A 13,785-nucleotide genomic window follows, 5' to 3' on the forward strand; every position below is an offset into this window, starting at 1 on the left:
CACTCTCTAAACGGGAAACGGTATTCTTTCCTGCCTAATTGTCTACCCGAAACCAGTCGAAGGCGGCAGTGGTGTTTTCCGGGCCTTTTGCAGTCAGCCCCACACGCACTCCCCTGTCCCAGGGCGGCAAATAGGATGCATCTACCGCTTTGCCATTGTTCATCGCGTTCCAGCTGGTGCCGTCTGCGCTCCAGGAGAACTGCATCTGGTCGCCTTCGTCTGTAACGAGCTGCAGCTGTACCGTCTCTCCCTGCGGTGCGGGAGCTTTGGCAATAGTTGACATGGTGCCTCCTTTCATCGACCACAGCACAATCTCGCCGTTGCTTACGCCTATGCCCACGGCATTGTCCCTATCGCCGATGGCAGAAATACCCGCCATGGTGCTACCCTGAAGGCTGCTTTTCTTCAAGGCTGCCGTTGCCGTATAGTCACCGTCCACGGTGCGCTTTCCTAGCACTGTTCCTATTTTCTCAGGGGAAGCCTCCAGCACCAGCTGTCCCTCATTGAAAGTGTAGGCTGGCTTCTGCTCCACGGGCCACTGCCAGGTGGCCGCGAGGTTGCCGGCCTCAAATTCCTCATTGATGTCCGTGTCTTTAGAAGCTGTGGCGGCAGCGGAACCGGAAGCAACTACTTCGCCTGTGATGGCCGGTAAGCTGTTTTCAAAATATGGCCAGCCATCTTCACCCCACTTTATCTCGTCCAGCAGCCCCTGCCTTCCCGGGTACACAAAGCTGTCGGTGCTGTAGGCGTGGTAGAGGAAATAGTCGCGGCCGCTTGGGTCTGTCACCACCGTGCCGTGGCCAGGGCATTTCCACTCCTCATTTTGTTTCATAATCGGGTTCTCCTCATGTTTCTCCCATGGCCCTTTGATGCTTTTGGACCGTGCCACGCCCACCCCGTAGGTGCACTCCCGGCCACAGCACTTGTCGCCGGCGTAAAAGGTATAAAAGTAGTCGCCGCGACGCACAATGGCAGGGCCTTCTACCAGTCCACCTTCCCAGGTACCGGGGTCGTTGCGGAACAACTCAAACATTTCTCCTGTCAGGGCAGTACGCTCTTCGTTCATGCGCTGTGCCCAGATAGGAGTAGGCAGTCCCCGGCTGTTGCCGTCTTCCTTCCAGACAAGGTACAGGTCTCCGTTCTTGTCCCTTATCTCATAACCGTCTATAGAACCTACCTCCTGGCACACCAGCGGCCCGTGGTCTACATAGGGGCCTGTGGCGCTTGCGGAACTGGCCACTCCTACGCAGAGGTTCCCGCCTTTCTTCTTGGCTGTATAGTAAATGTAGTAACGGCCGTTTTCATGGGCAATCTCAGGAGCCCAGAAATGCGCCTCCGCCCAATCCGGCACCTTATCAGGGAACACGTGCCCTACCGTCTCCCAGTCCACCAGGTTTTTGGAGTGCAGGATAGGATACAGGGGAGCCCATTCTGAGGAGGTAGCCGTTGCCCAGTAATCATCCCCAACCCGCACCACGGAAGGATCGGCATAATCGCCGGGTAACACAGGGTTGGTGTAGGAGATGGTTTGCGTGGCGACAGGCTCACTGACAGCAGTCTCCTGTTGGTTTGTGGCGGTATTGCTGGTACAGGAAAAGACCAGCAGACCAGCCAGGTATAAGAGCCATGTTTGTTTTTTCATTTTTCACAGTTATTTGTTTAGCGCCCCGCTTTTCTTCCTTCTAGCGCTACATGAAGCGGAGCTGAATCTTTGCTTTTGTAATGCACCTTACTCTTCCTGCCCGGAAGGCACGGGCAGGGGTACGCCTGCCGGCACAGGTGTCCCGAAATGAGGATAGCCGTCTGCAGTCCAGGTAAACTCCTGCGCCCGTATGTTCCGGTCCCATCCCGGCACCTCGCTTTTTTTAGAATGATACAGAATCCAGTGTTCTGTACCGTCCGGAGACGTAGTGAAGCTGCAATGACCTACGCCCAGCACCTCATCTGTTCCCTCGAAAACTGGCCCTGACTTCTCCCAGTGCGAAGCCTGCATCGGGTTAAGCAGGGTATCAGAAAGTGTCAGCTGCCCCAGCCGGTACTCCTTGAGCCACGACTCGCGCGTAGAGTAAATGATGAACACCTTTTCCCCGTGCTTCAGCACCTGAGGTCCCTCGTTCAAATCCAACGGGCCACCTGTCTCCCAGGGCTCCTGGGGAGACGAAATCAGCACTCTATTGCTGCTGATCGTCCAGGGATTACTCATGGTGGCCATGTACAGGTGCTGCTTTGTCTTATCTGTATCCGCATCATTTTCCCAGCCCGACCAGACAGCATACAGCTGCCCGTTCAGTTGCAGCGGCGTCAGGTCTATGGCCCATCTGGATGCAGAGGACGGGTACTGGATACTATCGCCGGTGTACAGCATTCCTTTGTCTACGTAAGGGCCAAACGGGTCGTCTGCCACTGACTCCAGCACCCCGGACCGCTGGTGCAGAAAAGGAGCACCAGGCTTTTTGGCGGCGGCATAATAGATGTACCACTTTCCCCCAAAATGATGCAGCTCCGGTGCCCACACATTGCTCCTGTTCCAGCCTGTGTCAGGCGTCTTCCACACCACCACCTTCTCACCTGGCTCTGTCAGCTTTTCTGATTTGGAGACTTGTATTCCCCCATTGCCGGAACTGCAAAAGTAGTAAGTATTGTCTTTTTTATATACCCACGGGTCAGCACCATCGGCAATCGGGTTAGTAAAGTATGCCTCCGCTGCCGGCTGGCTGCTCTCCGGCTCTTTTACTGGCGCCACAGCCGTGGTGCAGCCCATTAGAAAAAGCGGATACAGCAGCACGAGCAGCGCCTTGTTCAGCCTTATATACCTGTAATCAGCAATGTCCATTTAGTTGCAGTATTTCTGTTCAGCTTTCGGTTTAGCACAGGTGTAACAGGATGCCTGTGTAGCTTATTTCTTCATCTTAACCAGTGACGGATCATACAATTTGGAATGAACCTGCCGAAGCTTTTCGGCAGGCACCTTGATCACCTTCCGGTCGTACGTCATCAGGCCGTTTGTTTCGATTTCCACATCCGTTGTCTGTGTATATATTGCAGCCGAAAGTCCTAGCTGGATCAGGTCCTCCAGTTTCTCAGTAAATTCCTGATACCTCGCAAACAGCTCATCAGCGTTCTTAAAGCTCTGATAGCCCCAGTTGTCTTTCTGCTGCCAGGTGTGTCCTTCCACCGGCAAACCCAATCCTCCAAACTCTCCCAGCACAATCACCTGCTTTTCTCCAAACAGATCGGGCCGCGGCATCACCGGATCCGGGTAGTTGTGCAGGTCGATGATCTGACCCACCGGATGAAAGTTTCCGCCGCTGGCGCTGTTCACCAGCCGTGACGGGTCGCGCTCCATTGTCCAGTTCGTAATTTCTTCTGTCTTAAATTGCCCCCAGGCCTCGTTAAATGGCACCCACACCACGATGCTCGGGAAGTTGTGCAAATCATCCATTATCTCCGCCCACTCGGTGCGGAATATCTTCTCTGATTCCGGCGTCCGTTCTTTTTCAGTACCGCGTCCTGTCACACCCGGGCGAGACTCCCACCTGTTGCCCATGTCGCCGCTCGGCATATCCTGCCACACCAGCATCCCTGTCTTGTCAGTATGATAGTACCAGCGTGCAGGCTCCACCTTCACGTGCTTGCGTATCATGTTGAAGCCCATCTCTTTTGTCTTCTCAATATCAAAAACAAGGGCTTCTTCAGTAGGTGCTGTATACAGTCCGTCTGGCCACCAACCCTGGTCCAGCGGACCATACTGAAATACGAATTCGTTGTTGAGGAGCATGCGCTGGATTCCGTTTGCATCAGGCTCCATGCTTATCTTGCGCATGGCAAAGTAGCTTTTCACCTCATCCTGTACCCTTCCGTTCCGCACCACAGCCACCCGCAGATCATACAGGGAAGGATTCTTAGGAGACCACAGTTTCGCGTTGCTTACCTGCAGCACGGCAGGACTGTTGGCGCTAACTTCCTGCTCCGCCACTTTCGTTTTACCGTCCCAGGCCGATACCCTTAGCCGGTCATTTGCCTGCGCTTGCTGTACTTCCGCCGCTACAGTAATTGTCCCTTTGTCAATATCCGGGGTTTGCCTGGTAGAGGTGATATACGTTTTAGGAACCGACTCCAGCCATACTGTTTGCCAGATACCGGTTACAGGAGTATACCAGATGGACTCTGGTTTTTTTACCTGCTTGCCACGCGGCTGCGGCCCGTCATCGCTGGGATCCCACACGCTGATGGCAATATCCTGCTGGCTACCTTTTTTGAGGTAAGGGGTAATGTCGAAAGAGAAGGGATCGTAGCCGCCCTGGTGGCTGCCCGCCTTCTGGCCGTTCACATACACATCCGCCTGCCAGTCTACGGCACCGAAGTGCAGGAGCACGTTCTGCCTGCGCATTTTGGCCGGTACATTGATGCTTTTCCTGTACCACAGCACACTATCTTTTCCTACAGTTTTGCCTACTCCCGATAAGGCTGACTCAATGGCATAAGGCACCAGTATCTTCCCCTGTAAGGCAGCTGGCACGTTAGCCTGCTGTGCTTTCGGCACGATGGCGTAGTCCCAGAGCCCGTTCAGGTTCTGCCAGTTCCCGCGCACCATTTGCGGGCGCGGGTATTCGGGTAAGGGGTTAGATGGATTTACTTTTTCAGCCCAGGGGGAAGCAATCCGGCCTTTCACCATGCTCCAACCGGTGTTTTGCGCCCCTGCTATACCTGTCTGCAGCAGCAGGAAGAGCAAAAAGAATATTTGTGTTTTTCTCATTATTTAAATATAAACATTCTTTATTAGTTCTGCTGACCGTATTTATATGCTGTTTCAATAGCCTTAAATTACCTCCAGCTCGTTTTTAGACGGCAGCTTAGGGAATGGAGCGTGCGGCTCGGCCTGGTACCAATACACGACCGAACTAATATCTGACTGCTGCGGCAGGTAGCGGTGCTCGCTCCTCCAGCCCAGGTCCTGTATTGTTACCCGCAGCTCCTTATCGAAGCGAATGGGGTCCATGATGTGCCAGCGGTACATGCCAAAGCGCTGCTGCGAGTTGTACAGGCCGTCTGGCCTGATAATCTGGTGCAGCCCGGCATAAGGTGTTGAGTACGCCTCGTACGCATTTGTTTTCTTATTCTCAAAGTTATAGGAGCCCAGAAAGTAGTCTTCTGTACCAGTACCGGCGATGGTTGGGAACTTCCTGTCACCGTCCATATAGAATTTTATCTCGCCTTCGCCCCACCAGCCCTTGTTATTCACCTGCCATGCCAGGTAAGTGCCTACATAGTGGCCTTTGCCTTTGATGCCGTCAATCAGGGTATGTATGGAGCCTTGCGTTGGATTGCTTCTTCTGAACTGGGCGTGGAAGTAAGCTGCATCGTCCGGCACCTGGGTTAAGGTATAATCAACCTGATAGAACACATTCATGCGGTCAGTGCTCAGGTTCTCCATTGTAATGCGGCACTTCTTGCGGAAAGGCATTGGCCAGAAGGAGTTGAACGCGCTGCCCGGGTTCACAGTAACCGGCAACGAGTTCAGTGGCGCATATTCGCCCCAGCCCATCCCGAAGAAGTCGCCCACAGGCACCTCCACAGACGGCTCTTTTTCATTGTCCCAGTAAAAGCGGATGATCGTGTGGCGCCAGTTCCCGGTGGGGGTCATCCAGATATGCTGTATGGCGCCGGGTCCATCTATCTCTGCGAGCGTAATGGTCTGGCCACCCTCTATCCAGACAAAGGGGTTTACCTTCCAGCCCTGCCCCAACTCCCGGGCCTGCCGCCCGTGTACGCCTTCTTCCAGCGTGGCCATGCCCCCCTTGCCTTTTTCGCCGGTAAAGTTCTCGGGGCTGATGGAACGGGTTTCGGCATTAGACAGGCGATAGAGGTTGCCCATGTTCATTTCAAGCCCATTGAAACTGCCTGCTTTCTGGGCACAAGCGCTGAAAAAAAGGCAGCAGCCGGCAATGAGTGCAAATATTCTTTTCATAATCTTTAAGCTTTTAATTTCTGGAACCGAAGCTAAATCTTCCGCAGCATCTGGTGACTGTACCAGCCTATACCATCTGCTGCAGGCAATTATGAATTACTGAATGTGTCCTTCTTTCCAATACACCTCACTGTGCCCATCCGCATAGTTTCGGGTTGTAACGAGCACCAGCGTCTGTGCATCTTTTAAGAAGAGAGAGCTATAATAAGCCCCTTCGTTTGTGGGCAAACCCGGCCAGGGATAAGAGATATTTGTAAAATTTTTGGCAACGCTGTTGCCGACCAGCACCAGCATGGTGTTCTTTTTCCAGTCTGATCCGATTGCCCTGCCTCCCCTGTCCTGCACCGACAGAATCGTTTCGCCTGTCGGCAGTTGAATAATAAAAGGAGCTCCTCCCCATATAGGTGCCTTTGTTGCCAGCCAGCGTCTTTCGTTTTGCAAGGAACCTACTCTGTCATAATTCCACCTTGCCTCCAGCGACGACCACACAATCCAGGGGGAAGCTGTGTTATTCACAGATTCGATGGGGAAAACAATGCCTTTGCCATCCTGCAGTACTAAGGGAACTGCCATGCCGTCGCGCATGCCTGGCGTGTAGGCCACCTGTATGGGTGCTGACCAGGTAGCACCGTTATCTGTAGAACGCACCATCAGTATCTCCTGCTGCTCGGCTGTGTCGCCAGGGCCACTCCACCAAAGGGCCTCGCTTGAATAGAAAAGTTCGATTTCACCATCCGGCAATTGTATCATGGCAGGCTCCCAGGAGCGGCCAGTCGCTACTATCTGTGGTGGTCCAAATGTCCAGCCACGGTCTTTGCTGACACGAATCTGAATGTTGGCGTGCGCGTTATCATCTGGTTTCCCGCGCCCGGTGTAGGCAAGGATTACGTCACCGTTCTGTAGTGTAATCAATTCCGGGTTGGCAAACCCGTAGTAGTTGGGGTTATCGTCTGCCACAATTGTTTCTGCCTCAGACCAGGTATTGCCACCGTCAATGCTTCTTCTGATGGCAATATTGTCCCACTCATTTGCGGGTGGCCCAAAGTGGTAGGTAAACAGTACTGTGTCTCCTTTCACCCTGTGTGCCCGCCCATACTCTGCTGAGTACACCTGATGCGACATTTTTACGGCGGCGTCCTCCCACGTAATGGTCAGGTTGGGTGTAGAAGTATCTACCGGTGGCAGCTCTTCAGGTGTATCCGTGACAGGAGTCGGGGTAATAGGGTTTTTCTTTGTGTCCTCTTTGCAGGAGACAAAAACCAGGTGCCCTAATAGAAGTACAAGAACTTTTATTCTGAAGAACTTCATGCTGGAGGAGTTAAACTATGCTGCTGACAGGTTATACTGCTAATTAACGGCAGACTGTCATCAATATAAAAAACTCAAGGTCCTGAAAGTTGCCAAGACAACCCCCAGGACCCTGAGATAAACATTCAACTTAGTAATTTGGATTCTGTATCAAGTTCGGGTTGATATCAACATCCCGCTGTGGAAGAGGCAATAAACGGTGCCTGTCCAGCATAAAGGTTGAGAAAGCCGGATCCCGCTGAATGAGTTCCTGCAGTTTATCCTCGCTTTCAAAGTAACCCCATCGGTCCAGGTCGTTCCAGCGGTGGCCTTCACCGGCCAATTCGGTTACTCTTTCATGCTCAATCTGCTCATGGAACTGCGCCTGCGTCATGCCAGGTCTCACCGCTGAAAGAGGCTCAAGCCCTACTCTTTGTCTCACACGGTCTACATACTGGTAGGCTTCCTGTGTTCTGCCCAATTGGTTCAGCGTTTCGGCATACATCAGCAACACATCCGAATAGCGGATAAAGCGGTAGTTATTAGCAGAACGGAATCCCTCTCCGGTACGACCAGGCTCCGCATCGTTAGAGAATTTTCTAACCCACACCCTCGCATCGTTCATGCCGTATCGCTGTGCAAACGTCTGCCCGTAAATCATAGTAAACTCTGGTCCGCGCACATCAGTAGAGTCGAAGAAGAAGGAAGCTGCTAAACGAGGGTCTCTTTGCCCGTTCTCAGTTCTCTCTTCATGAAACTCATTTACTACCCAACGGTGAATTTCAGCATCGGAGAAGCCCACGTTTGCCGGTGCAATAAACTGGGCCAGCGGAGAACCATAGTTCTGGTTAGGTGTTGCCACGTCGTTGTCTGTAAACTCAGACTCGTTTGTGGCAAACTGCCACTCAAACACCGACTCCATATTGTTTTCTGTTGTAGACAGGAAGTTGTCACGGTAGTTAGGCATCAAACCGTAAATGTTACTTCCTTCTCCTTCTACCAACCACTGTAGTGGCTCCAAAGCTGCCTGATAGTTACGCATCTGCATATATACTTTTGCAAGCATAGCATTTGCGGCTCCTTTGGTAACACGGCCTACATTTTCACCAGAATAGCTTGTTGGCAATACTGCTGCTGCTTCAGTCAGGTCCTGTGCCGCCTGTGCATACACTTCCGCTCTTGTTGCATTTGCAGGCATAAGGGTCGGGGTAGATGGCTCCAGGATAAGCGGCACGTTTCCGTATAGGCTGGCCAGGTTATAGTAGAAAAAGCCTCTGAGGAATTTCGCTTCTCCAAGGAGGCGCGCCTTTAGGTTCTCATCCATTTCGATGTCCGGCACATTGGCCAGCACCTGGTTGGCCCGGAAAATGCCAATGTAGTTATCCCCGTAGATCCAGTTTGTTTCCCCGAAGTTGTAGTCCGTTATCAGGAACTTGTCCATGTTGTTCGGGATATCTACTCTTGGGCTTCGGCTAAAGGCTTCGTCGGAGCGCACGGTGTAGTAAAACCACTGCCACAGCACGATAGGTCCTCTGTGCAATGTACTGTAAATGGCGTTTACCCCCTGCTGTGCATCCGTGGCATTTTGCCAGAAGACGCTGTTGGTAGGCGCATTTGGATTTATGATGTCCAGGTCATTCTCACAACTGGACAGTGACAGTCCGGCTGCGAGCGCAAAATATAGTATCTTTTTCATAAAGAAATTCTTCTCTTAAATAAGTATTAAAACTCAAAATTCAGGCCAAGCGAGTACACACGGCTTGCTGGCCAGTTTCCTGCATCCAGGCCTCTTTGTAAAAGGCCGGCACCGGTTACGTCCGGGTCAAGACCTGAGTATCCTGTAAATGTCAGCAGGTTCTGTCCGCTGATGAACACACGGGCATTGTTGGTGTGAATGCGGCTCAGGAACGTTGCTGGCAGATTGTAACCAATTTCTAAGTTACGAACCCGCACGTAAGAAGCATTTTCTAACCAGCGGTCGCTCGCATAACGGTTATTCAATATCACACCCAGCTCCGTATTTCGGGCTAGCCTTGGGTCAGAGGTATTGGTATTTGTCGGTGTCCAAGGGCTGATGTCGCTGCGGAAGTTAGTATTCACATAAGAGTCAAGGATTCTTCTCACGTCGTTAAACACAGTTTGCCCGAACACTCCCACTAACTGCAGGTTAAAGGTAAAGCCGCCGTAAGAGGCATTAAACTGGGCACCCGTTTGCAGCGTAGGCCATGGCGAGCCAACAAAATCCCGGTCATCGTCATTTATCTGGCCATCATCATTCAGGTCCACAAACCGGATATCCCCCGGCTTAGAGAAAGGCTGAATAACCTCACCAGCTGAATTCGTGTGGTTCAGCACCTCTTCCTCGCTCTGGAAGATACCGTTTGTACGCACTACATACCACTCACCAATACCACGGCCTATCTGAGAGCGTGTTGCTCCAACCTGAAGATAATCTATTCCTTCTCCCTGGTTACCAACATCCTCTACTCTGTTTTTGATGGTAGTAAAGTTAGCCGATACGTCCCACTTGAAGGCGTTCTCCATGCTGCGGTACGTGGCAGACATTTCCAGTCCACGGTTGCTGATAGAAGCCGCATTCACAAAAGGAGCACCACCCAGGTTACCGGTATAGAAAGGTATCTCAAGCGCAACCAGCACATCTTCAGACAAAGAGTGGTAGTATTCAGCTGTTAAGAGAAATTTATTATTGAAGAAGGATGCATCAAAACCGATGTTCCTTGACGTTCTGGTTTCCCAGCGGAGGTCAGGGTTAACCAGGCGAGCCTGGTACGCACCAACAGCGATGATATCGTTGTTGGGACCGAAAACAACTCTAGGGTTATTGTTGATCACCCCGATGTTATCCCAGGAACCAACAGTAACAATACCCAACTGGCCGTAAGAAGCGCGAAGTTTCAGGTCTGACAACCAATCAACATTCATGAAGTCTTCCTCACTTATTCTCCAGCCCAGGGCTATAGAAGGGAAGAAGGCATTGCGGTAGTTCGCACCAAAGCGGGAATCCTGGTCATAACGACCAGTCAGTGTTAAAAGGTATTTATCATCGAAGGTGTAGTTAATCCTACCCAGCGTTCCATTAATTCGATAATCAACTGGTATGCTACCCTCTGAAGACTGTTCACCAATAGCAGAGCTAATCGTGGTAAAGAGGTTACCACCAAAGTTTACAAGGTCGTTGCGTCTGGCTTCCATTCGCTCTCTTTGGTTCCACTGCTGGGTGTATCCTATCACACCATTGATGCTGTGGCGCCCAAAATCCTTGTTAAAATTAAGCGTGTTTTCAAACAGTAAGGAATGAAAATTCTGCCGATCCTGGTACACGTGCGTCGGTTCATAGGGCTGAGCCAGTACCCAGCTTCCTTCAGTTCGAACGTTCTGGTGGAAGTCAAAACCTGCATCTATACCCGCATTAAAGCGGTAGCTCAACCAGTCTGTTATCTTCACATCAGCAAAAGCATTACCTACTACTCTGGAGTACCTGTGCGTGGTGTTGAATAACTCTGTCATGGCAAGGTAGTTCCAGGCATAAATAGGAGCTGCCGTCTGGTCACCTAGTCCCCAGCCTCCCGGATTGCCCGGACCCACCAAAGCAGGGTCTCTCACCGGGATAACAGGAAGTAACTGTGGCATGTCATAGAAAGGGTTAACCAGCAAAGGCCGCTCTTCCCAGGAGTGCGTTAACACCAGGTTCTCGCCAAAAGTTACTCTGCCTTTTTTCCCCTGTGTGTTTATACGAAGGCTGGCACGGTCAAAGGTATTACCAACCACAACGCCTTCATTTGTGAAATACGAGCCGGAAATAAGATAACTACCGGCCTCTGAGCCACCAGATAAGGTAACGTTGTAATCGGCCAAAGTTCCCAGTTGTGTTGCCTCATCCTGCCAGTCTGTATCTGTCACGGTCCAGTGTCTTACGCTGTTAGGACCAGTAGCAGGAGGTGGAGTAAGTGAAACACTTGCCGGAGGTGTAGCGCCGGAATTTTCGTACTGTAGCCTTTGTGTAGCTGCAAACTGTTCTGAGTTCATCACGTCCCACAGCCTAGGCAGTTGCTGTACACCATGTTTTACAGATACGCCAATTTTTGCAGGTCCTTCCTTTCCTCTTTTGGTTGTAATGATGATTACACCGTTACCGGCTCTTGAGCCATAGATAGCCGCTGCAGAAGCATCTTTCAGAATCTGGATGGACTCCACATCATTCGGGTTGAGGGTAGGGGTCGCATCGGCGATCATACCGTCAATCACATATAGGGGGTTTGTGTTCGTAAAGCTGGCCACACCGCGGATATCTACGGCTGCACCTGCTCCCGGACGGCCCGAGTTACGTACTGTTACCCCAGGCGCCAAGCCTTGGATAGACTCCGTTACGGTAGCGGCCGTAACCCTATTAGCTGCTTCCGGACTTACCACAGAGGCTGCACCTGTCAGGTCCTTCTTTTGAATGGTCTGGTAACCGATTACCACCACCTCTTCAAGGGCTCTTACATCAGGTGCTAACTGTACATTGATGGTGCTTCTGTTGTTTACCGGCACTTCCTGTGTGGTGTAACCGATATAAGAGAACACAAGGGTGCCATTTTCCTGGCCATCCGGCACAGTCAGGGTATAGCGGCCCTCTACATCTGTGATAGCGCCTACAGATGTTCCCTTCAGGGCAACACTTACTCCAGGCAAACCTGTGCCGTCTTCGCCTGTTACTCTGCCTGACACCGTGATAGCCACTGCTCTGTTTGATTTAACAGCAGATCTAACAGCCAATACTGTGCGCTCATCCTGAGCGGCAGAAAAATTCAGATTTGTATCCTTGCTTGTCTTTTCAGAAGCCAGGTTCATGCCAGGCAACGTTCCTGACATTGCCGTGAGCGCCTGCGCGTGGGCAGGTAGCTGCAGCCCGGCACACAGTACTACTGGCATCAGTAGCGGAAATTTGCGGAAAGGTTTCATCATGTAGTTTTAATTTGTGAGTCGTTTAGTATTCAAAACTTATTTCATCTTAGCCATCTGAATGGCTGGCTTATTTCTTTACTTGTTTAATTCTCTTTGCCTGCTTCTATAGGTGTTAGATGAAACAATTTTTTTAGTGCGGTAATGGGTCTATCTATTCTACCAAACGGAATAGTACCGGGGGTCTTTAACAAGCAACAGAAGCCCACAAAGAGGCGACACTGCCTGTACAGCCTTGCATCAATCACTAAATTCACAGCGGCAGATGCATCCAACTTTACTTACTGTAAGAAGGTTCTATATCAAGCAAACCAGATGTTTCAGGCAAAGCTTGTGAGTGACTACTCAAATTTAAGCGTCTTTTTGACGATTAAAAAATTTTTAATAGAAAATCAGCCGATTCAGCCCACTAGTTTCCCTTGTTTCAAATAATGAACCTTATTTATTTTATAACTATTTTGTTATACGATGCTTTTGTTTTATTGTACCTTCGGAAGAGTAATAACTTACTTTTTCCTTTTTCCTCCGGCTTTCTTCCCGGCTACCACAGGCCATCCGTTCTTGTCCCAGCGCAACTTTTCTATCCTTAGTTTTGACCTGCCCTCGTCTGCTGCATCATAGGCATGAAAGACCAGGTAGTCCTGGCCATCGAAATTATAAACAGAGTTATGCCCGACGCCGTGCCAGTTCTCATCGCCTTCCAGCAGCAAACTGCCGCCCCCTTGCGTCATCTTTTTCCCTTCCCTGTCTACATAAGGCCCTGTCACTTTTTCAGATCGCCCTACAGCCATTTTATAAGTGCTTTTAGGCCCGCGACAGCAGTAATCAAAAGAGGCAAAAAGATAGTAGTGGTTGCCTTTCCGGAAGATGAACGGGGCCTCCACCGCAGCATTGCCCGCGCTTCTTACATCCAATGTGTCAATGCGGTTTCGCTTTACAATTGTGTGCCACTCCTGCGGGTTTTCTGCGACAGAAAGAAGGTCTTTCTTCAGCTTCACTAACTTCAAACCTTCCCAGAAAGAACCGAAGGAAAGCCATGGCTGCCCCTGCTCATCGATAATCAGGTTAGGGTCGATGGCATTCCACATATCGCGACCCGGCACCGACTGCACGACTATCCCCTGATCCACCCATTGGTAATTGGGATCATCGGAGTTTAGTGTTTTATTTGTCGCCACACCAATGGCAGAAGTGTTTTTACCAAAGGCGGACACAGAGTAATAGAGATAGTATTGCCCGTTGTGGTACGCTATGTCTGGCGCCCATATGTGGTTCTTGAAATCCGGCACCACGCTCTCAACCCATTTTGGTGCTTCGTCAAAAACAGGCTTTTCTCTCTCCCAGTTCTTCATGTCTTTTGAAGACCATACTGCTACCCCCCTGCCCGTGGCGAAAAGATAGTATGTATCGCCCTGTTTGATCATAACCGGGTCGTGCACAGGTATTTTTTTGTCCTTATGTTTCTGAGCAAGGGCAAAAGGCATAGCTGCCAGCCATAAGAACAGCAGTAGCACCAGACCAAGCACACCTGTCTTCTTCAGACTATGAAACATTCCTTTGGTTTT

At 50.9% G+C, this 13,785-nt stretch carries 8 protein-coding genes; all 8 read right to left on the minus strand.

The features are described from left to right. Positions 1–34: 34 nt before the first annotated feature. Positions 35–1,642, minus strand: coding sequence for a family 43 glycosylhydrolase (locus tag ACYVB1_RS00095; RefSeq protein ID WP_460919166.1), 1,608 nt, complete (start codon positions 1,640–1,642; stop codon positions 35–37). 87 nt (positions 1,643–1,729) lie between these two features. Continuing rightward, a complete protein-coding gene (locus tag ACYVB1_RS00100; RefSeq protein ID WP_460919169.1) occupies positions 1,730–2,833 on the minus strand; it encodes a glycoside hydrolase family 43 protein in 1,104 nt (367 codons plus the stop codon). Positions 2,834–2,896: 63 nt separating this feature from the next. Further along, positions 2,897–4,756, minus strand: coding sequence for a glycoside hydrolase family 2 protein (locus tag ACYVB1_RS00105; protein WP_460919172.1), 1,860 nt, complete (start codon positions 4,754–4,756; stop codon positions 2,897–2,899). Between the two features lie 63 nt (positions 4,757–4,819). After that, entirely contained in the window at positions 4,820–5,968 is a 1,149-nt protein-coding gene (locus tag ACYVB1_RS00110) for a glycoside hydrolase family 172 protein (RefSeq protein WP_460919174.1), read from the minus strand. A gap of 96 nt (positions 5,969–6,064) precedes the next feature. Continuing rightward, on the minus strand, positions 6,065–7,276 hold the full coding sequence (locus tag ACYVB1_RS00115) for a sialidase family protein (RefSeq protein ID WP_460919176.1): 1,212 nt from the start codon (positions 7,274–7,276) through the stop codon (positions 6,065–6,067). A 130-nt stretch (positions 7,277–7,406) separates the two neighbouring features. Continuing rightward, on the minus strand, positions 7,407–8,951 hold the full coding sequence (locus tag ACYVB1_RS00120; RefSeq protein WP_460919179.1) for a RagB/SusD family nutrient uptake outer membrane protein: 1,545 nt from the start codon (positions 8,949–8,951) through the stop codon (positions 7,407–7,409). Between the two features lie 26 nt (positions 8,952–8,977). Continuing rightward, positions 8,978–12,223, minus strand: a complete 3,246-nt coding sequence (locus ACYVB1_RS00125) for a SusC/RagA family TonB-linked outer membrane protein (RefSeq protein WP_460919182.1) — start codon at positions 12,221–12,223, stop codon at positions 8,978–8,980. A gap of 503 nt (positions 12,224–12,726) precedes the next feature. Continuing rightward, entirely contained in the window at positions 12,727–13,773 is a 1,047-nt protein-coding gene (locus ACYVB1_RS00130; RefSeq protein WP_460919185.1) for a family 43 glycosylhydrolase, read from the minus strand. Positions 13,774–13,785 lie beyond the last annotated feature (12 nt).

The sequence above is a fragment of the Pontibacter brevis genome (genome assembly GCF_054779655.1).